The sequence below is a fragment of the Streptomyces sp. NBC_00459 genome, from assembly GCF_036013955.1.
Classification (GTDB): domain Bacteria; phylum Actinomycetota; class Actinomycetes; order Streptomycetales; family Streptomycetaceae; genus Streptomyces.
The window spans coordinates 6,943,178-6,965,017 of record NZ_CP107903.1 but is presented as its reverse complement, the minus strand read 5'-3'; the positions used below and the strand labels follow the sequence as shown (position 1 = coordinate 6,965,017).

The 21,840-nt window shown below is 69.3% G+C and carries 22 protein-coding genes and 2 riboswitches; of the genes, 6 read left to right on the top strand and 16 right to left on the bottom strand.

The window, feature by feature from the left end; genetic code table 11:
- Window positions 1-34: 34 nt before the first annotated feature.
- Window positions 35-1,198: a cysteine desulfurase family protein gene (locus OHN74_RS30915; RefSeq protein WP_327697853.1), complete on the bottom strand. Its 1,164-nt coding sequence runs from the start codon at window positions 1,196-1,198 to the stop codon at window positions 35-37.
- Window positions 1,199-1,438: 240 nt separating this feature from the next.
- Window positions 1,439-2,377: a DMT family transporter gene (locus OHN74_RS30910; protein ID WP_327697852.1), complete on the bottom strand. Its 939-nt coding sequence runs from the start codon at window positions 2,375-2,377 to the stop codon at window positions 1,439-1,441.
- Window positions 2,378-2,480: 103 nt separating this feature from the next.
- Between OHN74_RS30910 and OHN74_RS30905 the strand changes: the two genes are divergently transcribed.
- A complete protein-coding gene (locus OHN74_RS30905; RefSeq protein WP_327697851.1) occupies window positions 2,481-3,014 on the top strand; it encodes a CGNR zinc finger domain-containing protein in 534 nt (177 codons plus the stop codon).
- A gap of 16 nt (window positions 3,015-3,030) precedes the next feature.
- On the opposite strand, the gene OHN74_RS30900 is transcribed toward OHN74_RS30905, so the two are convergent.
- Together OHN74_RS30900 and OHN74_RS30895 are read right to left on the bottom strand one after the other, a co-directional pair.
- Complete coding sequence (locus OHN74_RS30900) at window positions 3,031-3,306, bottom strand: DUF4190 domain-containing protein (RefSeq protein WP_327697850.1); 276 nt, start codon at window positions 3,304-3,306, stop codon at window positions 3,031-3,033.
- Window positions 3,307-3,311: 5 nt separating this feature from the next.
- The gene (locus tag OHN74_RS30895; protein WP_327697849.1) at window positions 3,312-3,464 is read right to left on the bottom strand and encodes a hypothetical protein; all 153 of its coding nucleotides are present in this window, start codon (window positions 3,462-3,464) and stop codon (window positions 3,312-3,314) included.
- Window positions 3,465-3,589: 125 nt separating this feature from the next.
- On the opposite strand from OHN74_RS30895, the gene OHN74_RS30890 reads away from it, so the two are divergent.
- Complete coding sequence (locus OHN74_RS30890) at window positions 3,590-4,216, top strand: TetR family transcriptional regulator (RefSeq protein ID WP_327697848.1); 627 nt, start codon at window positions 3,590-3,592, stop codon at window positions 4,214-4,216.
- A gap of 97 nt (window positions 4,217-4,313) precedes the next feature.
- On the opposite strand, the gene OHN74_RS30885 is transcribed toward OHN74_RS30890, so the two are convergent.
- Together OHN74_RS30885 and OHN74_RS30880 are read right to left on the bottom strand one after the other, a co-directional pair.
- The gene (locus OHN74_RS30885) at window positions 4,314-4,694 is read right to left on the bottom strand and encodes a hypothetical protein (RefSeq protein ID WP_327697847.1); all 381 of its coding nucleotides are present in this window, start codon (window positions 4,692-4,694) and stop codon (window positions 4,314-4,316) included.
- A 212-nt stretch (window positions 4,695-4,906) separates the two neighbouring features.
- Window positions 4,907-5,767 (bottom strand): thioesterase family protein, encoded by an 861-nt coding sequence (locus OHN74_RS30880; protein WP_327697846.1) that lies wholly within the window; start codon window positions 5,765-5,767, stop codon window positions 4,907-4,909.
- A gap of 144 nt (window positions 5,768-5,911) precedes the next feature.
- On the opposite strand from OHN74_RS30880, the gene OHN74_RS30875 reads away from it, so the two are divergent.
- Window positions 5,912-7,159 (top strand): alpha/beta hydrolase, encoded by a 1,248-nt coding sequence (locus OHN74_RS30875; RefSeq protein WP_327697845.1) that lies wholly within the window; start codon window positions 5,912-5,914, stop codon window positions 7,157-7,159.
- Here the strand turns inward: OHN74_RS30875 and OHN74_RS30870 are convergent.
- From OHN74_RS30870 to OHN74_RS30825, 10 genes are all read right to left on the bottom strand, one after another.
- Window positions 7,056-7,724: a trimeric intracellular cation channel family protein gene (locus tag OHN74_RS30870; RefSeq protein ID WP_327697844.1), complete on the bottom strand. Its 669-nt coding sequence runs from the start codon at window positions 7,722-7,724 to the stop codon at window positions 7,056-7,058. The genes OHN74_RS30875 and OHN74_RS30870 overlap by 104 nt on opposite strands.
- Before the next feature lie 64 nt (window positions 7,725-7,788).
- Window positions 7,789-9,180 (bottom strand): M1 family metallopeptidase, encoded by a 1,392-nt coding sequence (locus OHN74_RS30865; protein WP_327697843.1) that lies wholly within the window; start codon window positions 9,178-9,180, stop codon window positions 7,789-7,791.
- Between the two features lie 102 nt (window positions 9,181-9,282).
- Window positions 9,283-10,473 (bottom strand): ABC transporter ATP-binding protein, encoded by a 1,191-nt coding sequence (locus OHN74_RS30860; RefSeq protein ID WP_327697842.1) that lies wholly within the window; start codon window positions 10,471-10,473, stop codon window positions 9,283-9,285.
- Window positions 10,470-11,561 carry an ABC transporter ATP-binding protein gene (locus OHN74_RS30855; protein WP_327700343.1) on the bottom strand — a complete coding sequence of 364 codons (1,092 nt, stop codon included), beginning with the start codon at window positions 11,559-11,561 and terminating at the stop codon, window positions 10,470-10,472. Before OHN74_RS30855 ends, OHN74_RS30860 begins: the two co-directional genes overlap by 4 nt.
- Window positions 11,562-11,566: 5 nt before the next feature.
- Window positions 11,567-12,574, bottom strand: coding sequence for an ABC transporter permease (locus tag OHN74_RS30850; protein WP_327697841.1), 1,008 nt, complete (start codon window positions 12,572-12,574; stop codon window positions 11,567-11,569).
- Window positions 12,575-12,645: 71 nt separating this feature from the next.
- Window positions 12,646-14,397 (bottom strand): ABC transporter substrate-binding protein, encoded by a 1,752-nt coding sequence (locus tag OHN74_RS30845; RefSeq protein WP_327697840.1) that lies wholly within the window; start codon window positions 14,395-14,397, stop codon window positions 12,646-12,648.
- Between the two features lie 56 nt (window positions 14,398-14,453).
- Complete coding sequence (locus OHN74_RS30840; RefSeq protein ID WP_327697839.1) at window positions 14,454-15,452, bottom strand: ABC transporter permease; 999 nt, start codon at window positions 15,450-15,452, stop codon at window positions 14,454-14,456.
- Between the two features lie 423 nt (window positions 15,453-15,875).
- The gene (locus OHN74_RS30835) at window positions 15,876-16,688 is read right to left on the bottom strand and encodes an enhanced serine sensitivity protein SseB C-terminal domain-containing protein (protein ID WP_327700342.1); all 813 of its coding nucleotides are present in this window, start codon (window positions 16,686-16,688) and stop codon (window positions 15,876-15,878) included.
- A gap of 168 nt (window positions 16,689-16,856) precedes the next feature.
- Window positions 16,857-17,657 (bottom strand): enhanced serine sensitivity protein SseB, encoded by an 801-nt coding sequence (locus tag OHN74_RS30830; protein WP_327697838.1) that lies wholly within the window; start codon window positions 17,655-17,657, stop codon window positions 16,857-16,859.
- Window positions 17,658-17,750: 93 nt separating this feature from the next.
- Window positions 17,751-18,437, bottom strand: a complete 687-nt coding sequence (locus tag OHN74_RS30825; protein ID WP_327700341.1) for an AAA family ATPase — start codon at window positions 18,435-18,437, stop codon at window positions 17,751-17,753.
- Between the two features lie 213 nt (window positions 18,438-18,650).
- A riboswitch (glycine riboswitch) is annotated at window positions 18,651-18,751 on the top strand.
- A riboswitch (glycine riboswitch) is annotated at window positions 18,752-18,879 on the top strand.
- Window positions 18,880-18,913: 34 nt separating this feature from the next.
- Between OHN74_RS30825 and gcvT the strand changes: the two genes are divergently transcribed.
- The 3 genes from gcvT (at window position 18,914) to glyA (ending at window position 21,837) form a co-directional block, all read left to right on the top strand.
- Window positions 18,914-20,032, top strand: coding sequence for a glycine cleavage system aminomethyltransferase GcvT (gene gcvT / locus OHN74_RS30820; RefSeq protein ID WP_327697837.1), 1,119 nt, complete (start codon window positions 18,914-18,916; stop codon window positions 20,030-20,032).
- Between the two features lie 126 nt (window positions 20,033-20,158).
- The gene (gene gcvH, locus OHN74_RS30815; protein WP_327697836.1) at window positions 20,159-20,536 is read left to right on the top strand and encodes a glycine cleavage system protein GcvH; all 378 of its coding nucleotides are present in this window, start codon (window positions 20,159-20,161) and stop codon (window positions 20,534-20,536) included.
- A 38-nt stretch (window positions 20,537-20,574) separates the two neighbouring features.
- On the top strand, window positions 20,575-21,837 hold the full coding sequence (gene glyA / locus OHN74_RS30810; protein WP_327697835.1) for a serine hydroxymethyltransferase: 1,263 nt from the start codon (window positions 20,575-20,577) through the stop codon (window positions 21,835-21,837).
- Window positions 21,838-21,840: the final 3 nt, after the last annotated feature.

Below are 21,840 nucleotides of genomic sequence, written 5' to 3'. Positions count from 1 at the left end.
CCGACGGACGCACCCGCGGCCGAAGCCCCCTCGGTCAGCTGAGCCCGGCCGCCCTGGCCCGTTCCACCACGGGGCCGATCGCCTTCGACACCGCCTCCACGTCCGCCTGTACGGAGGTGTGGCCGAAGGAGAAGCGGAGGGTGCCGCGGGCCAGGTCGGGGGCCGTGCCGGTGGCCAGGAGGACATGGCTGGGCTGGGCCACACCGGCCGTACAGGCGGATCCCGTCGAGCACTCGATGCCCTGGGCGTCCAGGAGCAGCAGCAGGGAGTCGCCCTCGCAGCCGGGGAAGGTGAAGTGCGCGTTGGCGGGCAGCCGGTCGACCGGGTCACCGCCGAGCACGGCGTCCGGCACCACCCTGCGCACCTCCTCGATCAGGGAGTCGCGCATGGCGCCGATCTCGTGCGCGAACCACTCCTGCTGCTCGGCGGCGATGCGCCCGGCCACCGCGAAGGAGGCGACGGCCGGCACATCGAGGGTCCCGGACCGTACATGCCGCTCCTGCCCGCCACCGTGCAGCACCGGTACGGGGGTGTGTTCGCGGCCCAGCAGCAGCGCGCCGATGCCGTACGGTCCGCCGACCTTGTGGCCGGAGACGGTCATCGCGGCGAGCCCGGAGTCCGCGAAGGAGACGGGCACCTGGCCGAAGGCCTGCACGGCGTCGGCATGCAGGGGAACGTCGAACTCGCGTGCCACGTCGGCGAGTTCACGGACCGGCATGATCGTGCCGATCTCGTTGTTGGCCCACATCACGGTGGCCAGCGCCACACTGCCGGGGTCGCGGGCGATGGCCTCGCGCAGGGCGTCGGGGTGGACCCGGCCGTGCGGGTCGACGGGGAGGTATTCGACGACGGCACCCTCGTGCTCACCGAGCCAGTGCACGGCGTCCAGGACGGCGTGGTGCTCGACGGGGCTGGCGAGAACGCGGACGCGGGCCGGATCGGCGTCCCGGCGGGACCAGTACAGCCCCTTGACGGCGAGGTTGTCGGCCTCGGTGCCGCCGGAGGTGAACACGACCTCGCTGGGCCGGGCGCCGAGCGACTCGGCGAGCGTCTCCCGAGCCTCCTCGACCGTGCGCCTGGCCCTGCGGCCGGCCGCGTGGAGTGAGGAGGCGTTACCGGTGACGCCCAGTTGCGCGGTCATTGCCTCGACCGCCTCCGGAAGCATCGGGGTGGTCGCGGCGTGGTCGAGGTATGCCATGGTGCCGTGATTCTACGGCGCCCCGGTGACCCGCCCACGGCCGAGTCCTTTCCGGCCCCGCCTCGTCCGTGTGAGGTGCGCGCATCCCGTGTTGCGGCACCTGGACCGGCGGGGCCCGGCAGTTCGTCGTGCGGGACGCGCCGCGCCGCGGCCTTCGTGCCGTCGGCGAAGAGGCGGCTCCCTGGGCGAACGCCGCCCTGAGGAGCCTGGACGAAGAAGGCAACCCCGTTGCCGCCCGCGCTATTTGCGGGCCGCGAGCAGTACGCCGGCGCCGCCCAGGAGCAGGCCGATGATCGCCGACAGGCTCAGCGTCTGGCCGATGACGATCCAGGCGAGCAGGGCGGTGACGGCCGGGGTCAGAAAGAAGAGGGTGCCGACGCGGCTGGCGCTCTGCTTCTTGAGCATGAAGTTGAGCAGCAGGAACGTGCCCACCGAGTTGATCAGCACGATCCAGGCCAGCGCGCCGCCGAAGGCACCCCAGTCGGTGACCTCGGGGTCCTCCAGGGTCAGGGTCAGCACGCCCATCACCGGGGCGCCCGCGAGGAAGTGCACGGCGGTACCGCTGCGGACGTCCACGCCCTGCGTGTAGCGCTTCTGGTAGACCGTGCCGACGCTCAGGCCGAGCAGACCGACGAAGGACAGCACGATGGCTCCGGTGGAGAAGTGCAACGCCCCGGCGACGGCGAGCGCGACCCCCGCGCCACCGATGGCGAAGCCGAGCCACTGCCTCCCGGTGATCTCCTCACCCAGCAGGAACCCGGCCAGCAGGGCGATGAGTACGGGGTTGAAGCCCTGGACGAGCGCGACGACACCGCCGGGCAGGCCCGCGCCGATGGCCGTGTAGAAGGCGCCGAACTGCACCGCCTGCATCAGCAGACCGACGACGATCACATGGAGCAGCATCCGGCCCCTGGGCCAGGGCACCTTGGCGGCCAGGGCGACGATCGCCAGCAGGACACCGGCGACGGCGAAGCGGGAGAACGTCAGGAGCAGGGGCGGGGCGGCGTCGGTGCCGATGACCGCCGCGACGAAGGCGCTGCTCCAGAGGACCACGAAGACGGCGGGGATCGCCGCGGTGGCCCGCGTCGGCGCGGCGGCGTCCACCGCGGTGCGGGACCCGGCATCCGCCTCGGCCCCGGCCTCGACCTCGGCGAGTTCCAGGTGGTCGCGGTCCGCCACGGGGTGCCCCCATCAAGAAGTAACCGGCCAATCAGGTTACTCAGACCCTATGGGCGCCCGGCGAACCAGTCAATGCGGTTACGCCTGCGGTTACTCTCGGGGCATGAAGTTCGCATTCGTCAGCGGCAGCGCGGCTCTCGACTTCGTCGGGACGGTCCAGAGCCGACGCGACGACGCGCTGGACCTGCTCACCGCACCGGCCGACCTCACCGACTGGGCGGTCGCCTCCGGAACCCTGGACTCCCCCGCGTCGGCGACCAGGGCCGACCTGGCCACGGCACTGCACCTGCGCGAGGCGATCTACCGGCTGGTGGTCGCCTCGACCGACGGATCCCCGTTCGCCCTCGAGGACTGCGCCGTCGTCAACCGCGCCGCCGGCCGTAACCCGGTGCGCTGCGAACTGCTGCCCGACGGCGCTGTCGTACGCCACGGCACGATCGGGGCCGTCCTGTCGACGCTGGCCCGTGACGCGGTCGAGCTGATCACCGGCACGCCGGAGCAGGTGAAGGAGTGCGCGGCACCCACGTGCACCCGGCTGTACGTCGACCGGTCCCACCGCGGCTCGCGGCGCTGGTGCGACATGACGCGCTGCGGCAACCGGGCGAAGGCCGCGCTCTACCGCTCACGGCACGCCTGACCTTCCGGGGCGGTGGTCAGAAGCTCCACGAGACGGAGTTGTCCATCTCCATGAGGGTGACCAGTACGACCAGGTCGGCGACGCCGAGACCGAGGCCGAGCACGGCGCGGCCGGGCCTCTTCGTGCCGCGCCAGAGGGCGACGGCGGCCAGCGTGATGGCGACCGGGCCGAGGACGACGTTGAGGACCAGCAGCCCCAGCAGGCCGAGGACGAAGGACGCGACGGCCATGCCGTCGGCGTCGCGGGGGGCGGTGCTCTCGGTACGGCCGGTGGCCGATGCGGTGAGTTGCATGGTGATCAGCTCCGACGGGCGAGGCGCTCACGGAGCGCGAAGACGGCGAGCCAGGCGGCGATGCCGGCAGCGGCCAGGACGGTGAACGAGACCGGGAGATGGGCGACGGTGCCCAGCACCATGCCCAGCAGCAGAAGGACGGCCACGAGGATGAACATGGGAGGAGATCCCTTTCGTTCGTTACATTTCAGTGAACGCTTGTAGTAACACTTGTTCACTGACTCCTGAGTCTAGCGCGTCTCCCGGCTTTTCAATTACAGAGAACAGTTGTTAACTGCATGGCATGAGTCACACCCTCGGCATCCGACAGGTCCAGAAGCAGAAGACCCGGCAGGCGCTCCTGGACGCGGCGCTCGGCCTGTTGGAGGACCAGAGCCTGAGCAGCCTCGGTCTGCGTGAGGTCACCCGCGCCGTGGGCGTCGCCCCGACCGCCTTCTACCGCCACTTCCGCTCCACCGCCGACCTCGGCATCGCCCTCGTCGAGGAGGCGCTCGGCAGCCTCCATCCGATGATCGGTACGACGGTCTCCGGGTCCGGCGACAGCGAGGACCGCATAGTCCGCGCGGTCGACCTGATCGCCGGTCACGTCCAGGCGCAGCCCGCCCACGTCCGCTTCATCGCGCGCGAGCGGCACGGCGGGGTCCAGCCGGTCCGCGAGGCCATCCGCGACCAACTGGCCCGGTTCGCCGAGGAGGTGCGGGACGCGCTCGCCGAACAGCCCGAGTCCGAGGGCTGGACGGAGGAGGACCTGCTGATGCTGGCGGGCCTGTACGTCGACCAGATGCTGGTGACGGCCTCCCAGTTCCTGGAGACGCTGGACGCCCCGGCGGCGCGGCGCGAGGAGGTGGCGCACCTGGCGACCCGTCGGATGCGCCTGATCGCCATCGGCCGCGGACACTGGCTGGCCTGATCCCGGCGGAACACACCCGGAACACACGTGGGCGGCGCGCCCGTCCGTCGAGCGCGCCGCCCATGTCGTACCCGCGGGGCCCATGGCCCCCGCGCCGTCAGCCCTGCTGCTGAGCCTGCTGGCCCTGGCCACCCTGGCCGCCGCCGGGGCCACCGCCACAGCCGCCGCCCTGACCACCGCCGCCACCCTGGCCGCCACCACCGCCGGGACCGCCGGACGGCATGCCCGAGGGCGCTCCGGACGGAGCCGCGCCGGTCGGCCGACCGGAGGGAGCCCCTGAGGTGCCGTCGGTCGGCGCACCGGACGGGGCACCACTTGGCGCACCCGAGGGAGCGCCGGACGGGGCCTGGCAACTCTGCCCGGAGGTACCGGAGTTGCCGCTGTTCGAGGTCGAGGAGTCACCGGAACCGCAGGCGGTGAGCATCAGCGGGGACAGCGCCAGCAGGGCCACGGCGGGGACGAGACGCACACGCTTCATGAGAAACAACTCCAGGAAAGATGCAGGAAAGATGAGGGAGTGCCGAGGCGGGCATCGAATCAACGACACCTGGTGCTTTCTTGAGCACGCCCTGTTCACTGCCTGTGCGTCAGGTAAAGCGCGCCTACAAGGAAGCGCCTGACCTGCGATTTCTCTCCGGAGTGCCAACTACCCGCTGATACAGGTCCGTGACGGAAGCCGTCGCGCGGCCCTCATCCGAGCCGTACGCTCGCCAACTGCCGTGACTGGGCGACGAGTCGGTCCGCGCTGTCCCAGACCTCGGCGTCCTCCTCCAGGAAGCCGCCGGCCAGGTTGCGGGTCGTGATCGAGACCCGCAACGGCCCCGGGGCGGGCCGACAGCGCACATGCACGGTCAGCTCGACCGTCGGGACCCAGCCGGACAGGCCGATCTCGAACGCGGTCGGCGGCAGCGCGTCGACCGCGAGGAGCAGCGCGAGCGGGTCGGCGTCACGGCCGTCGGCGAGCCCGAACCAGGACCGCATCTCCCCCTTGCCCGAGGGCGCGCCGAGCGCCCAGCCGAGGGTGGCCGGGTCGAGCTTGAGCATCAGCCGGTCGGCGATGGCGGAGCTGCCGGGGACGGGGGCGGGCGCGTCCTGCGGGCCGAAGCACTGGTCCATGGGCGGCAGCGCGGGCGGCTCGGCGGTCGTGCGGACGTCGTCGGGAAGGGTGTCCAGGTCGCCGTAGGAGGCGAGGACACGGATCCGCTCGACCTCCTGGCCCTCGTCGTCGTACTGGAAGAGAGAGGCCGTGCCGGTCGACAGTGAGCGTCCGGTGCGGACCACGTCCGTGCGGACGACCGCCGGGCCCGGACGGGACGCGGTGAGGTAGTGCGCGGAGACACTGAACGGGTCGCCGTGCGGGAGGGCGTCCGCGAGGGCGCGGCCCAGCACCGCCAGCAGATAGCCGCCGTTGACGGCGTTGATGATGGTCCAGCCGGCGGAGAGCTCGGTGTCGTAGACACCGGTCGCGCGCCGGGTGACGGCGGTGTCGCGGTCGAACTCGCTGTCGCCGATGGTGGCTCGCGCGGTCTGGGCGGAGGCTGCTTCTGGCATACGTGAACGGTACAGCAGGGGAATACTAAGCGGTAGCTTTTTTCGGACGGGTGGAATTCGCTCCTTGGTAAGTGCCCGGAATGTCTTGGGTAAGGGTTCGTCCGCCGCCGTGACCTCCGGCGCCGGATCGTCCTCCTCCCAGACATGAGCCTCACCGGTACGCCGTTCCTCCTCACGACGATCGCGCTCGTCGCCGTCGCCGTACTGCTGCCCCTCGCCCTCTGGTCCCGGGTACGCGGGCCCGCGCTCGTGCGTGGCGCCGCCCGGCTGCTGATGGTGCTGTTCGCCCAGGCCACGGCGGTCACCCTGGTGTTCCTGCTGGTGAACAACTCCAACAACCTGTACGACAACTGGGGCGACCTCCTCGGCACGGGCGACCATGTCCAGGCCGCCGCCGACCTCGGCCCCGACGGCACCGGCGGCATCTCGCTGCGCAGACTGCCGAAGGTGAAGCAGACGTTCCGCGAGGCCGACGGTCCTGGCATGCACGCGGCGGGCGGCGTCGACGTCACCGACCTCAAGGGCCAGGTCTCGGGCGTCGACGCCGAGGTCTACGTCTGGCTGCCACCGCAGTACCACCAGGCCGCCTACCGGCACCGCCGGTTCCCGGTCGTCGAGCTGCTGCCGGGCTACCCGGGCTCGGCGAAGTCCTGGTTCGGCTCGCTGCACGCGCCCCAGCAACTGCTGCCGCTGATGAAGAGCGGCCAGATCACGCCCTTCATCCTGGTGTCGCCGCGCACGACCCTCATCGCCGACGCGGACACGGGCTGCGCCAACATCGCCGGCCGGGTCAACGCGGACACCTGGCTCAGTGTCGACGTACCGAAGATGGTCACGGACAACTTCCGCGCCGAGGGCGGGCCGGGCGGCTGGGCCGTCGCCGGATATTCGGCCGGAGCGCACTGCGCGACGAAGCTCGCCGTCGCACACCCGGACCGCTACCGGGCCGCGGTGTCCATGTCCGGCTACAACGACCCGGCCGGGGAACCCCTCTCACTGGCCGCCCGGACGCCGCAGCTGAGGGCCGCGAACAACCCGTATCTGATCCTCAAGCACGACCGCGTCGCTCCCGCCGTCGCGCTCTACGTGTCGGGCGAGTCCGGCGACGGCTACGAGGCCGGTCTCGCCCTGCAGAAGGTGGCGAAGGCGCCGACGGCGGTGGACGTGGTGTACCTGCCGCGCAGCGACGGCGGCCACAACATGGCGCTGTGGCGGCCCCAGATCACCACGGTGTTCCGCTGGCTGACCCAGCAGTTCGACGCGGGCGGTGACAAGGCGGCCGGCTCCCCTACCGCACGGACTCGTCCTCACGAGCCGTCGACCGCCGGTGCCACGCGCGCGGCGCTCGCCAGTGGAACCGCATCGCGAGCAGCCGCAGAACGAAAGCCGTGACGACCGCGAACCCGCTGGTGAACGGGTTGAGCACGTCGTAGCGGATGCAGAGGACGACCAGCGCGGAGCCGACGATCGCCGGGACCGCGTACAGGTCACGGTCCCAACGCAGCAGCGAGGGAACCTCGTTGGCGAGTACGTCACGCAGCACTCCGCCGCCCACGGCCGTCGCGAGACCGAGGGCGGCGGAGGCGGTGAGACCGAGACCGTAGTCGTACGCCTTCACCGTGCCGGTGACACAGAACAGTCCGAGCCCCGCCGCGTCGAAGACGTTCACCCCCGCCTGGATGCGCTCCACCTCCGGGTGGAGGAAGAAGACGAGCAGGGCGGCGAGCAGCGGCGTCAGGAAGTACCCGAGATCCGTGAACGCCGCCGGGGGCACCGCCCCGATGACCAGATCGCGCAGCAGCCCGCCGCCCAGCGCGGTGACCTCGGCGAGTACGGCGATCCCGAAGACGTCGAAGTTCTTCCGGACGGCCAGCAGGGCGCCGGAGATCGCGAAGACGAAGATGCCGACGAGGTCCAGGGTGTGCTGGACGGAAGGGCTGAAGAGCTGCTGAATCACCCCCGTATTCTTACCCGAAAATGGTTGTGCACCTTACAAAGCAAGGCCAGACGCGCGAGACCTCTTAGATGGCAGGCTTACCGGTGGTGAAGAGCCAGGTCTGGAAAAGGTCGTCGAGCTGCTTCCCGCTGATCTTCTCCGCGAGCCGGACGAAGTCGTCCGTGTTCGCGTTGCCGTACCGGTGGAGCCTGGTCCAGGTGGGCAGGAGCTTGAAGAAGGCGGCGTCGCCGATGCGTTCGCGGAGCACCTGGAGGGTCATCGCGCCGCGCTGGTAGACCGCCGAGGCGAACATGGTGTCGCGCTGCGGATCGCCGACGACGATCTGCCAGAAGGCGCTGGTGTCGGGGCGGGCGTTGTACCCGGCGAGGAAGGAGTCGTGCGCCGAGCGGGTGCCCTTGTACTCGGCCCACAGCCACTGGGAGTAGGTCGCGAAGCCCTCGTTGAGCCAGATGTCCTTCCAGCGCTCGGTCGACACGGAGTCGCCGAACCACTGGTGGGCCAGCTCGTGCACGATGGTCGTCTCGTTGCGCACGGCCGAGTAGACCGGCTTCGTCTGCGTCTCCAGCGAGAACCCGGCAGCCGGCATGTCGTCGACTATCGCGCCGGTCTCCTCGAACGGATAGGGCCCGAAGACCTTCGACCAGTAGTCGGTGGCCTCGGCGGTCACCGCGTACACGTCGACGTTGTTGCTGTTCGCGAGCACCGGGTCGATGGCGACGTAGATCGGCGTCCCACCGGGTGTGACACCCGTCTTCACGTCGAACTTCCCGATGGTCGCCGTGGCGAGGTAGGTCGCCATCTGCTTCTTCTCGCGCCAGTGCGTGTACGTCGAGCCGCCCTTGTCGTACGTCGAGACCAGCCGGCCGTTGGAGACGGCGGTCAGCCCCTTCGGCGCCTTGATCCGGATGTCGAAGGCGGCCTTGTCGGAAGGGTGGTCGCTGGACGGGAACCAGGTGGAGGCGGCGTTGGGTTCGCAGGCGACGAAGACGCCGTCGCCTGTCTTCATCCACCCGTAGCTGGAGCCGAAGACGATGGGCCCGCCCAGCGGCTCGGGCACCCCGCCGTAGGTGACGGCGACCCTGAAGTCCCGTCCTTTGGACAGGTGGCCGCGGGGCGTGATGCGGATCTCGTCGCCGTCGCGCGTGAACTGGGCGCGTCTGCCGTTCACTTCGACCCGTGTGACCTCCAGCTCCTGGAGGTCGAGATCGAAGGACGAGAGGTTCTGGGTGGCGCGGGCGGTGATGGTCGTTCGGCCGTCGAGGCGGTCGGTGTCGGGGTTGTACGCGAGGTCGAGGGCGTAGTGGCGGGCGTCGAAGCCGCCGTTGCCCAGCTGCGGGAAGTAGGAGTCACCGATGCCGTCGGCGCCGGGGGCCGGAGCGGAGGAAGCGGCGATGACGAGGAAGGAGGCCGCCGCGGTGGCGACGGCCCCTAAACGTGCCGAACGGGAGAGTGCCATGAGTCGTCCCTTTCGAGCGTGTGCCGGTCGGACAAGACGGACACGGACGACTCTGCGCTCTCCCGTTCGAGCATGTGCATGACTTTGCCAACTCGTCATGCCTTACTTGTCAGTTGACTCCTGACGGTCGTCTTCCGCTTCCGCCTCCGGCGGTGCGGTGGGGGCGTCGTCCGTCTTCGTCCGCGGGCCGGCCGGAGTCACCAGCTCCACCGCCTCCCTCGCCGCCGACAGCAGCACCGTGTCCTGCGGGGCCTGGTCCTCGGCGTTCTCCGGGTGGTGGCAGGCGACCTGCTGGCCGGGCTTCAGCTCCAGGAGCGGCGGCTCGGTCGTCCTGCAGATCTCCGTCGCCTTCCAGCACCGGGTGTGGAAACGGCAGCCGCTCGGCGGCGCGATGGGCGACGGGACATCGCCCTTGAGCAGGATGCGCTCGCTCTTGGTGCCCCGGCGCTTGGGGTCCGGAACCGGCACCGCCGACATCAGGGCCTTGGTGTACGGGTGCATCGGCGCCTCGTACAGGGAGGACCGGTCCGAGAGTTCGACGATCTTGCCGAGGTACATCACCGCGATCCGGTCCGAGACATGGCGTACGACGGAGAGGTCGTGCGCGATGATCACGTAGGTCAGGCCGAGTTCCTTCTGGAGGTCGTCCATCAGGTTCACGACCTGCGCCTGGATCGACACGTCCAGCGCGGACACCGGCTCGTCCGCCACGACCAGCTTCGGCTTCAGGGCGAGCGCGCGGGCGATACCGATGCGCTGGCGCTGGCCGCCGGAGAACTCGTGCGGGTAGCGGTTGAAGTGCTCGGGGCTCAGGCCCACCAGCTCCAGAAGGCCCTGGACCTCCTTCTTCACCCCGCCCTCGGGCTCGACGCCCTGGAGCCGGAAGGGCGCCGAGACGATCGAGCCGATGGTGTGACGCGGGTTCAGGGAGCCATAGGGGTCCTGGAAGATCATCTGGATGTCCCGCCGCAGCGGACGCATCCCGGCGGCGCTCAGCCGGGTGATGTCCTGGCCCTCGAAGTGGATCGAGCCGGCGGTCGGTTCCTGGAGGCGGGTGATGACCCGGCCCATGGTCGACTTGCCGCAGCCCGACTCGCCGACCACGCCGAGGGTCTCGCCCTTGCGCACCTCGAAGTCGATGCCGTCGACGGCTTTGACCGCGCCGACCTGACGCTGCAGGATCCCCTTCTTGATGGGGAAGTGCTTGACCAGGCCCTCGACCTTGAGCAGGACCTCGCGCTCGTCGGAAGCCGCCGCAGCGGTCGACGCCTCAGGTTTCTTCGTCTCGCTCACAGCTTCGGCGCAATCTCTTCGGTCCAGATCCGCGTACGGTCCTCCGGCGAGAGGTGGCAGGCGGAGAAGTGCCCGCCGGCGACCTGCTGGAGCTCCGGGCGCACGGTACGGGTGACGTCGCCCTTGGGGATGTCCGCGTACGGGCAGCGCGGGTGGAAGGCGCAGCCCGAGGGGACGTTGATGAGGCTCGGCGGCTGCCCCTTGACGGGGATGAGCCGGTCGGAGGTCTCCCGGTCGATGCGGGGCATGGAACCGAGCAGACCCCAGGTGTACGGGTGCTGCGGCTGCTCGAAGATCTCGTCGACCGGACCGCGCTCCACGCACCGGCCGCCGTACATCACCAGCACCTCGTCGGCGATCTCGGCGACCACACCGAGGTCGTGCGTGATGAGGACGACCGCGGAGCCGAACTCCTTCTGGAGATCGCGGATCAGGTCGAGGATCTGCGCCTGGACGGTCACGTCGAGGGCGGTCGTCGGCTCGTCCGCGATGAGCAGCTCGGGGTTGTTGACCAGCGCCATCGCGATCATCGCGCGCTGGCGCATACCGCCGGAGAACTCGTGCGGGTAGCCGTCGACACGCTTGGCGGGCTCGGGGATGCCGACCCGGTCGAGCATCTCGATCGCGCGGGTGCGGGCGACCTTCTTGCTGACGTCGTGGTGGACGCGGTACGCCTCCACGATCTGGTTGCCGATCGTGTAGTACGGGTGCATCGCGGACAGCGGATCCTGGAAGATCATCGCCATCTCGCGGCCCCGCAGCTTGCGCACCTCGTCGGGGTCGGCACCGACGAGTTCCTTGCCGTCGAGCCAGATCTCCCCGCTCATCCGCACGTTCTTGCCGCGTGCGCCGAGCCGGTGCAGGCCCATGATGGCCAGCGAGGTGACGGACTTGCCGGAGCCGGACTCGCCCACGATGGAGAGGGTCTTGCCCTTCTCCAGCTGGAAGCTGAGCCCGTCGACGGACTTGACCAGGCCGTCGTCGGTCGGGAAGTGGACCTTGAGGTCGCGGACCTCGAGGAAGGCACTGGGCGCGTTCGAGGGCGAGGGCTCGCCCACCGCGGTGCCGTTCGCGGACAAAGGAGTCAGTTCGGTCACGAGAGCCTCACCCGCGGGTCGGCGGCCGCGTAGAGCAGGTCCACCAGAAGATTTGCGACAACGACGAAGAGGGCCGCGAGCAGGGTGACTCCGAGGATCGGCGGCAGGTCGTTGTCCTTGATGCCCTGCACCGCGTACTCGCCGACACCGTGCAGCGAGAACACCGTCTCGGTGATCAGGGCGCCGCCGAGCAGCAGGCCCAGGTCCATGCCGAACACGGTGATGATCGGCGTCAGCGCGGCCCGCAGACCGTGCCGGACGACGACCTTGCGCTCCCGCAGACCCTTGGCACGGGCCGTGCGGATGAAGTCCTCGTTCATCGTCTCCAGCATCCCGGAGCGGGTGAGCCGCGCGTAGATGGCGGAGTAGAGAAGGGCGAGCGAACACCACGCCGGGAACAGCGTGTTGGCCCACTGCGCCGGGTTCTCGGTGAACGGCACATAGGTGCGGCCGAAGATCGGCCACTGGTAGGTGAAGAGCAGCAGTGCCAGGTTGCCCGTGAAGAACATGGGCAGCGAGACACCGGCGAGGGCGACTCCCATGAAGGACCGGTCGAAGACCGAACCCGGCTTCAGCGCGGAGATCACACCGATCGCCACACCGGACACCAGCCACATCACGGCCGCGCCCGCGGCGAGCGAGATCGTCACCGGAAGGCGGGAGGTGAGCTGCGGCCAGACCTCGACGTGGGTCTTGAAGGAGTAGCCGAAGCACGGCGCGTTGCAATGCGTCGTGGTGGGCCCCAGGTCATAGGTGGCACCGGACACGATCCCCTTGATGAAGTGCCAGTACTGGAGATAGAGGGGGTCGTCCAGACCGAGGTTGCTCTTGACCGCAGCGATGTCCGCCGCCGACGGGCTCTTCCCGATGTACTGCTGGGCCAGCTGGTCGGCGGTCTGGCCGGCGAGCCGTGGCAGCAGGAAGAAGATGGCGAAGGTCACCGCGGTGACGACCAGCAGCAGGATCACTGCCGCGAACGTCCGACGGAGGATGTACGAGATCACGGGGATCGGCCTGGTGCCCGCGGGCTGCGAAGCCCGCGGGCACCAATGCCTTCACCTGCCTTCCGGGGCTGCTACTTCTTCGTGGTGCCGATGTTGAGGTAGTCGTACTGACCGCTGAAGGCCGCCGTCGACACCAGGTTGGTGAAGTTGGCCGGGCGGTACAGCAGGACCTTGAAGTAGGTCAGCGGGACAAGCGCGGCCGCGTCCATCGTCTTCTTGTCGATCTCGGCGTACATGCCCTCACGCGTGGCCTTGTCCTCGGTGCCGATCGCCTTGTCCAGCAGGTCGTTGACGCTCTTGTCGTCGAACTGCGAGAGGTTGGTGTTGCCCGAGGCCCCGATGGCGGATCCGTTCAGGATCTGCTGGAGGAAGCCGAAGCCGGCCGGCCAGTCGGCACCCCACTGCATCATCATCAGACCGACGTTGTTGTCCGCGTCCCACTTCGGGACACCCGCGTAGTCGGTGAAGTACTTGCCCGACGGGAACTGCTTCAGGCTGGCGTTGATACCGGCCTTCTTCAGCGAGTTGATGATCGCGGTGGCCGCGTCGATCTCGGCCGGACGGTCGCTGCGCGCGGTGATGCTGGTGTTGATCGTGGTCTGGCCACAGGCCTTGAGAGCGTCCTTGGCCTTGGCCACGTCACCCTTGTTGTCCTTGGTGGCGTAGACGTCCGACTTCTGGTAGCCCGGGATGTCGGGCGGAAGGACGGTCGTGGCGATGTCACCGCGGATCGGACCGCCCTCGGCGGTCTGCACCGAGACCTTGTCGATCGCGTACTGCACGGCCTTGCGGCAGTCGACGTTGTCGAACGGCTTCAGCTTGGTGTTGATCGCCAGGTAGACGAGACGGCCACCGTAGGAGTTGTCGGTGCTGGCCTTCTTGTCGGCGTTGCTGATGACATCGGCCTGGGTCGCGGCCTGGACACCGGTACCACCGAGGTCGATCGCGTTGCCGGCCTGGACGTCCTGGTCGATGGTCTCCGGGTTGACCTTCAGGTTGACCACGATCTTGTCCGGGTACTGCTTGCGCAGCGGGTCGGTCTTCGCGTCCCACTTCGGGTTACGGACGAGGACGGCCTGCTTGCCCTCGTCGTAGCTCTGGAACTGGTACGAGCCCGAGGACACGATGTTCTTGACGTAGTCGATGCCCTTGTCCTTGGACTGGGGCACCGGAGCCGTCTGCGGCGTCGCGACGAGGTAGTCGAACTCCTGGAAGGCGCGGTTGAGCTTGAAGACGACCGTGGTGTCGTCCGGCGTCTCGATGGACGCCAGGCCCCCGGCGCTCTTGTCCTTGTACGGACCCTTGTACTTGTCGCCGCCCTCGAGGAACTGCTGGAAGTAGTTCGGGCCGAGGGAGAGCACGTCACGCGCGAAGTTGGAGCGCTCGACGGCGTACTTGACGTCCTTCGAGGTGATCGCGGTGCCGTCCTGGTACGTCAGACCCGAACGGATCTTGTACGTCCAGGTCTTGCCGCCGTCGCTCGGCACGCCCGCGCTCTCGGCGAGGTCCGGGACGAGCTCGTTGCCCTTCTCGCCCGGGGCGGGCTTGAAGGTCATCAGCGGGCGGGCGTACAGCCGGCTGAAGTTGTACACGTACCCGTAGTACGTGTTGCCGGGGTCGAAGGAGTCCGGGACGTCGGACAGCTCGTAGGTGACCGTGCCCCCCTTCTGGTCGGACGCGTTGACGACGCTCGTGGTCGCTGCGTTGGCCCCAGCTGCCTTGGTGCCGTCGTCCGTCTTACCGTCATCGGCTTTACTGCAGCCCGCGAGCAGCAGGCTCGCAGATCCGATCGCCGCAACCGCGGCCAGCGCTGACCTTCGCATGATGGTCTGCTTCTCCTCCATTAGTGGAAACTTGCTGAACTCCCGACACGGCCGCATCAGCGGCTGCGCGGGTCGAGTGCGTCCCGGAGACCGTCGCCGAGCAGATTGAACGCAAGGACGGTCACGAAGATGGCGAGGCCGGGCACGATCATGAACTGCGGGTCGACCTGGTAGTAGGTGACCGCCTGGTTGAGCATGCCGCCCCAGGAAGCCTGCGGGGGCTGGATACCGACGCCGAGGAAGCTCAGCGAGGCCTCGAAGAGGATGTTGGTCGGGATGAGCAGCGTCGAGTAGACGATGATCGGACCGACGAGGTTCGGCAGCAGCTCCCGGAAGAGGATGTACGGCCCCTTGGCGCCCATTCCCCGGGAGGCGTCCACGAACTCGCGCTCACGCAGGGCCAGGGTCTGGCCGCGCACGATGCGTCCCAGGTAGGGCCAGTTGAAGAAGCCGATGACGAAGATCAGCACGCTGATGTGCAGCGGGAGCCCTTCCAGGCCGAACGCGCCGCCCTGCAGCGTGGCGGAGATGGCGATGGCGAACAGCAGGAGCGGGAAGGCGAGGAAGGTGTCCATCAGCCGGCTGATGATCGTGTCGACCCGCCCGCCGTAGTAGCCGGCGACCACTCCGAGGACCGTGCCGATCACGTTGGACAGGATCGTGGCGCCGAACGCGACGACCAGCGAGACCCAGGAGCCCTCCAGGATGCGGGTGGCGATGTCACGCCCGAACTTCGGTTCGACACCGAGCGGGTGGTCCCAGCTCATGCCGCCGAAGTCACCCTTGGGGAGGGAGGTGTTGGGGTCGATCAGGTCCTGGTTGAAGGCGTTCGGGTCGAGGCCGAAAAGTGCCTGGATGGGCCGGGAGAGGAGCGCGAACAGGACCAGCAGGATGACGATGACGCCGCCGGCGACCGCCACCTTGTCCCTCTTGAACCGGGACCAGGCGATCTGCCCCAGGGAACGGCCCTCGATCTGCCCCTTACCGGCACCCGCGAGCACAGCCTCCGGCTGTGCCTCGGCTGCCGCTGCGGTGGTCTCGATCGGTGCGGTCACAGGACCCGACCCCTCTCGCCGGTGGTGACCGGCCTACGCCTGCCGCTGTCTGCGGCTTGATTCACTTGCTCGCCGGACACGGGACGCAGATGATGCGGCCCGGCGATCCGGCTTTTCGTTCCTGCTGACGATCCGTGCTGATTAGTCGACTTAGCCATGCTTCGCCGACTGGCCGGATCGATGACCCCATCGTCTGACAGGCGAGTCTTCAGTGATTCGGCGATCACGTGAAAGGTCTGTCGGCGAAAGTATGCGCAACCGTGATGCTGTCCTGTGGATTCCGTTATCCGAACAGCGGGTAACGGCCCTCGGACGCGGGGCAGTTGGGACAGAAGGGACATGCGAATACTATCGCGACACTCCGCCGTGTTCTACGCGCGAAGACAGTGGCGCGTAAATTCGGCCGAACGTGTGAAGATCCGCTCAGTAACGACCCCGCGCGGGCGGATATCCGTATCCGCCGGCCGGAGCCTGCGGGGTCTGGGGCGGGGCGGCGATCGCGTGGGCCTCCCGGTCGTAGAACGGCCGGGCGTTCACGCGCAGCCACATCACGACCGGGTCCTGCTCGTCCGACATCGCGACCGTCGACACCGGCAGCCCGTCGGGGACCGCCCCGATCGACTGCTGCATCATCGCGCGCACCGAGTCCACGGCGGGCGGTGAGGTGTCGTACACATCCAGCCCGATGGCCAGATACGGCGCGCCGAGCGCCGGCTGGACCCAGGCGCGGCGCAGGGAGCGGACCGCCGGGGTGCGGTGGGCGTTCTGCGAGAGGAGGGCGTAGAACTGCGGGATCTCGATGCCGGGTTCGGCCAGTCGCAGAGGACCGGCGGGCTGGCGCTCCAGGCCCGCCGCGATCCGGCGCAGGTCGAGCCAGGGGACACCGACGCCGCCGCCCGGGGAGTGCGGGTTGAGCCAGAGGCCGTACTGGTCCGGGTAGAGGGTGCGGGCCACGTCGAGGCCGTCGACCACCTCGTACGACCTGTTCCAGCCGCTGACCGACAGCTCCTGGGCGGAGGTCACACAGGGCGCGTAGCCGTACCCGTCGACCTGCATGTTTCCGTACTGCGCGTCGGGGGAACCGGCCTGGCCGTGCCAGAGCAGCATCCAGATCTGGCCGGAGGAGGGGGTCGCGAGGGCGCGCAGAAGCGCCTCGTAGGCGTCGTAACGCCCGGGCGTCACTTGGCGCAGCATGTGCTCGACCTGACCGGCCGCGGCCGTGCCCGACGCGCTCACCATTACCGCCCCTTCGTAACCCTGACCGAGTTGTGCGTTCTAGCTTATGCGCTCCGCTGGTCAGGCCGTTGAGAGCTCGGGGCCTGGTGTTGTCGGCGGAGTGCGGGTGATTCGTGGCTTGTCGCGCGGTTCCCCGCGTCCCCGGGGGTTGCCCCTGGGGCGCGTTCGTCAGTATCCATGCTGATAGAAGGGGCGGACCCTGTCCCTCAGCCAGTCGGTCACCGGGTCCTGGGCCGCGTCCAGGAAGACCAGGTTCACCGGCCAGGGAGAGGGCGATCGGCCCAGCGCCCTGCCTACCGCGTCCATCGGGATGGTGCGGGCCAGCGGGTCCCACGGGGAGAGCTCGACGCCGACGAACATGACGGGGGCTGCCGTTTCGATCGCCGCCAGGCAGCGGCGGGCCGTCCGGACCACGCCCGTGCCCGCGAACTCCGTCGCCGCGGCGGCGAGGAAGTCGACCGGGTCCTCCTGCCAGTCGGGCTCGTAGAGGCGGACGCGTCCGCCGCCGGTGCCGTCGAGGACGGTGCGGCCGGAGCGGCAGAGCTGGGCCACGGCCTGCGGGGGCAGCGGGACTCCGACCACGCCGTCCGGGTTCACGGCGATGCCGACCTGGGGCTGCAGGCCCCTGGCGAACTCGACGGCGGGGGCCACGGTGTACGACACATGGGCGCCGACGACCTGCCGGAACTGCTCCTCCGAGCTGAAGACCGGCACGTACGCCTGGCCCTGGATGTCCATCGTGGGCAGGTCGAGGGGGCCGGTGTAGGGGCCACCGCCGGACGGGAGCGGGACCCAGACGAAGCTGCGGCCGAGGACCTCGACGATGCGGGCGCCCGCGCCGGGGACGCCGAGGGAGGCCGAGAGCACCTCCTCCAGCTCGTTGCCCGGCCAGCCGCCGTGCGAATGCGGGTGTGCCGGTGCGGGGAAGCCCCCGGAAAAGTCCGGAGGGAAGTCCGCCGGGATGTCCATCTGCCTACCGCCTGCTGTGAACCGCTGTCGTGAGTCCCTTGGTGGGAGTCCCTTAATGGGCAAAACCCTAACCGGCCCCGGCGAGTACGGCTGTCAGTCCGCGAAGTCGATCCTGCGCAGGGTGTCCGCCGCGTCCCGGTCGATCAGCACCGCCGAGCCGCAGCCCTCCGGCAGATTCCCCTTCTCCACCGAGCGCAGCAGCCGCGAGGCGGCCTGACGGTGGCGCAGGAACGCGTACCGCGAGACGCCCCGGCCGCGTTCGCGCTGGCCCTCCAGGGCCTCGTCCGGGGTGACGTCGAGGAGGAGCAGATGCAGGATGCCGCCCCGGCGGCGGGCCTCACGGGCCAGCCAGCCACGCACCCAGGCCTGCGTACCGCAGTCGTGCACGACGACTCCGGCTCCGGAGCGCAGGGCGCGGCGCAGTCCGGCGTAGTGGGCGAGGCGGACGAGGGGGCGGTAGACGGCGTAGGGGAGAAAGGAGGGCGTACGGGCGTCCCAGTGGTCGCGGGTGTTCTGGGAGTCGATGCCGGTGGCGCGCACCGCCCGGCGCATCAGCGTGGACTTGCCGCTGCCGGGCAGGCCGGTGACCACCACGAGGTCGCGGGCGCCGAAGGTGAGGCCGTGCGGGCTGTGGCCCGAGCGCTCCCGCAGGTCGCGGATCACGGGTTCCGGGCGCGAGGCGCGCGCGTCCCGGGCGGGGGCGGCGGGCTGCTTGGGCAGCGCGTCGGTCAGCGCGAGAGCCGAGGCCGTCGCATACGCCGTGGTCCTGTTCACCGTGATCGTCCTCCCATGGGGTCGGGAAGTACCGTCCCCGTCGAGTGTAAAGAGAAGGTAATACGCGGTGGCTCTCGGTTGGGTCCGCTTACTGCAACAGGCCTGCTACAGGCCGGTATGCGCATCCATGAAAGGCCTGTGTCCCCTCTGTGAAGGGTCCCCCTGCCGTGCCGAAGCAATGCGTGCGATGATGTGCCCGCCAACTGCATACCGGCCGCTTGAATCCGCGCGGGAGAGTTCCGGGTACCTCTGGGTACCCGGGCGCCGAAGGAGCAAGTCCCTCCCTTGAATCTCTCAGGCCCCGTTACCGCGCGGGCGAGGCACATCTGAAAAGCGGGCCGCGGGTCGTCGTGACCAGTGGTCCCACCCAAGGTGCAAGTCTGTGACCTGCGTTTTCACGCTTCGGGTCACGATGAACCTCTCAGGTTCCGATGACAGATGGGGAGGAACGACCTCGCCGTCATGCCCTGGGAGCACTACCGATGAGCAGCACCCCTCTGCGTCTGACCGCCCTCGATGCCCTGCATCGTTCGCTCGGCGCGACCATGACCGACTTCGCCGGCTGGGACATGCCCCTGCGGTACGGCTCCGAGCGCGACGAGCACCTGGCCGTGCGCACGAAGGCCGGCCTCTTCGATCTGTCCCACATGGGCGAGATCACCGTGACGGGGGCCGAGGCCGCCGCCCTGCTTGACCACGCCCTCGTCGGCAACATCGGGTCGGTCGCCGTCGGGCGCGCCCGCTACACCATGATCTGCCGGGCCGACGGCGGCATCCTGGACGACCTGATCGTCTACCGCCTGGCCGAGACCGAATACCTCGTCGTGGCCAACGCGGGCAACGCGCAGGTAGTGCTCGACGCCCTGCTGGAGCGCGCCGACGGCTTCGACGCGCTGGTCCGCGACGACCGGGACGCCTACGCGCTGATCGCCGTGCAGGGCCCTCAGGCCCCCGGCATCCTCGCCGCCCTCACCGACGCCGATCTCGACGGCTTGAAGTACTACGCGGGCCTGCCGGGCACGGTCGCCGGTGTCCCGGCCCTGATCGCGCGCACCGGCTACACCGGCGAGGACGGCTTCGAACTGTTCGTGGCGCCGGACGACGCGGAGAAGGTGTGGCAGGCGCTGACCGACGCGGGCACGCCCGTCGGGCTGGTCCCCTGCGGTCTGTCCTGCCGGGACACGCTCCGCCTGGAGGCGGGCATGCCGCTGTACGGCCATGAACTGACCACCTCCCTCAACCCTTTCGACGCCGGCCTCGGCAGGGTCGTGAAGTTCGAGAAGGCGGGCGACTTCGTGGGCCGGGCGGCCCTGCGCGAGGCCGCCGAGCGCGCTTCGTACGAGCCGCCGCGGGTACTCGTCGGTCTGGTCGCCGAGGGCCGTCGCGTCCCGCGCGCCGGGTACGCGGTCGTCGCCGGCGGCCGGGTGATCGGCGAGGTCACCTCGGGCGCCCCCTCCCCCACCCTCGGGAAGCCGATCGCGATGGCGTACGTCGACGCCGCGTACTCGGCGCCGGGCACGGCGGGCGTGGGCGTGGACATCCGGGGCAGCCACGAGCCGTACGAGGTCGTGGCGCTGCCCTTCTACAAGCGCCGGAAGTAGCCCCGGCCGTCACCCCGGCGTCAGAAGCAACCGGTATCCCGTATCCCGTGTCCTGCCCTGCTGACGGGCAGTGCCTGTAGTAACCCCATGCATGACCAGTCCCCCGCGTACAGGAGAATTCAGGCCATGAGCAACCCCCAGCAGCTGCGCTACAGCAAGGAGCACGAGTGGCTGTCGGGCGCCGAGAACGGCGTCTCGACGGTCGGTATCACCGAGCACGCGGCCAACGCGCTCGGCGATGTCGTGTACGTACAGCTTCCCGAGGTCGGCGCCACGGTGACCGCGGGCGAGACCTGCGGTGAGCTGGAGTCGACCAAGTCCGTCAGCGACCTGTACTCCCCGGTCACCGGTGAGGTCACCGAGGTCAACGAGGACGTCTCCAACGATCCGTCACTGGTGAACTCCGCCCCCTTCGAAGGCGGCTGGCTCTTCAAGGTGCGCGTCGCGGACGAGCCGGGCGACCTGCTCTCCGCGGACGAGTACACCGCGTTCTCCGGCAGCTGAGTCCCCCAGGCACAAGGACGTAAGGACCTACTGACCCCATGTCGCTTCTGAACACTCCCCTGCACGAGCTCGACCCGGACATCGCCGCCGCCGTCGACGCCGAGCTGAACCGCCAGCAGTCCACCCTGGAGATGATCGCCTCGGAGAACTTCGCTCCGGTCGCCGTCATGGAGGCCCAGGGCTCGGTTCTCACCAACAAGTACGCCGAGGGCTACCCCGGCCGCCGCTACTACGGCGGCTGCGAGCACGTCGACGTCGCCGAGCAGATCGCGATCGACCGGGTCAAGGAACTGTTCGGCGCCGAGTACGCCAACGTGCAGCCGCACTCGGGCGCCTCCGCCAACCAGGCCGCGCTGTTCGCGCTGGCCCAGCCCGGCGACACCATCCTCGGCCTGGACCTGGCCCACGGCGGCCATCTCACCCACGGGATGCGGCTGAACTTCTCCGGCAAGCAGTTCGACGTGGTCGCCTACCACGTGGACGAGGCCGGTCTGGTCGACATGGCCGAGCTGGAGCAGCTCGCCAAGGAGCACCGCCCGAAGGTGATCATCGCGGGCTGGTCGGCGTACCCGAGGCAGCTGGACTTCGCGGAGTTCCGCCGTATCGCGGACGAGGTCGGGGCCCACCTCTGGGTCGACATGGCGCACTTCGCCGGTCTGGTCGCGGCGGGCCTGCACCCGAACCCGGTGCCGTACGCGGACGTCGTCACCTCGACGACCCACAAGACGCTGGGCGGCCCGCGCGGCGGCATCATCCTGGCGAAGAAGGAGTTCGCGAAGAAGCTGAACTCGTCCGTCTTCCCGGGCTTCCAGGGCGGTCCCCTGGAGCATGTGATCGCCGCGAAGGCCGTCTCCTTCAAGGTCGCCGCGAGCGAGGAGTTCAAGGAGCGCCAGCAGCGTACGGTCGAGGGCGCGCGGCTCCTCGCCGAGCGTCTGGTGCGCGCGGACGTCGCCGAGCACGGCGTGTCCGTCCTCTCCGGCGGTACGGACGTCCACCTGGTCCTTGTGGACCTGCGCAACTCCGAGCTGGACGGCAAGCAGGCGGAGGACCGTCTCCACGAGGTCGGCATCACCGTCAACCGGAACGCGATCCCGAACGACCCGCGTCCCCCGATGGTGACGTCGGGCCTGCGGATCGGCACCCCGGCGCTGGCCACCCGCGGCTTCACGGCCGAGGACTTCACCGAGGTCGCGGACGTCATCGCCGAGACCCTGAAGCCGTCGTACGACGCCGATGCTCTGAAGGCACGCGTGAAGGCGCTGGCCGACAAGCACCCGCTGTACCCCGGCCTGACCAAGTAGCAC

Excerpts from the sequence above, each read along its gene's own strand:
- OHN74_RS30915 (WP_327697853.1), bottom strand. The coding sequence starts at position 1,198 with ATGGCATACCTCGACCACGCCGCGACCACCCCGATGCTTCCGGAGGCG.
- OHN74_RS30905 (WP_327697851.1), top strand. The coding sequence starts at position 2,481 with ATGAAGTTCGCATTCGTCAGCGGCAGCGCGGCTCTCGACTTCGTCGGG.
- OHN74_RS30900 (WP_327697850.1), bottom strand. The coding sequence starts at position 3,306 with ATGCAACTCACCGCATCGGCCACCGGCCGTACCGAGAGCACCGCCCCC.
- OHN74_RS30895 (WP_327697849.1), bottom strand. The coding sequence starts at position 3,464 with ATGTTCATCCTCGTGGCCGTCCTTCTGCTGCTGGGCATGGTGCTGGGC.
- OHN74_RS30890 (WP_327697848.1), top strand. The coding sequence starts at position 3,590 with ATGAGTCACACCCTCGGCATCCGACAGGTCCAGAAGCAGAAGACCCGG.
- OHN74_RS30885 (WP_327697847.1), bottom strand. The coding sequence starts at position 4,694 with ATGAAGCGTGTGCGTCTCGTCCCCGCCGTGGCCCTGCTGGCGCTGTCC.
- OHN74_RS30880 (WP_327697846.1), bottom strand. The coding sequence starts at position 5,767 with ATGCCAGAAGCAGCCTCCGCCCAGACCGCGCGAGCCACCATCGGCGAC.
- OHN74_RS30875 (WP_327697845.1), top strand. The coding sequence starts at position 5,912 with ATGAGCCTCACCGGTACGCCGTTCCTCCTCACGACGATCGCGCTCGTC.
- OHN74_RS30865 (WP_327697843.1), bottom strand. The coding sequence starts at position 9,180 with ATGGCACTCTCCCGTTCGGCACGTTTAGGGGCCGTCGCCACCGCGGCG.
- OHN74_RS30845 (WP_327697840.1), bottom strand. The coding sequence starts at position 14,397 with ATGCGAAGGTCAGCGCTGGCCGCGGTTGCGGCGATCGGATCTGCGAGC.
- OHN74_RS30830 (WP_327697838.1), bottom strand. The coding sequence starts at position 17,657 with ATGGACATCCCGGCGGACTTCCCTCCGGACTTTTCCGGGGGCTTCCCC.
- gcvT (WP_327697837.1), top strand. The coding sequence starts at position 18,914 with ATGAGCAGCACCCCTCTGCGTCTGACCGCCCTCGATGCCCTGCATCGT.
- gcvH (WP_327697836.1), top strand. The coding sequence starts at position 20,159 with ATGAGCAACCCCCAGCAGCTGCGCTACAGCAAGGAGCACGAGTGGCTG.
- glyA (WP_327697835.1), top strand. The coding sequence starts at position 20,575 with ATGTCGCTTCTGAACACTCCCCTGCACGAGCTCGACCCGGACATCGCC.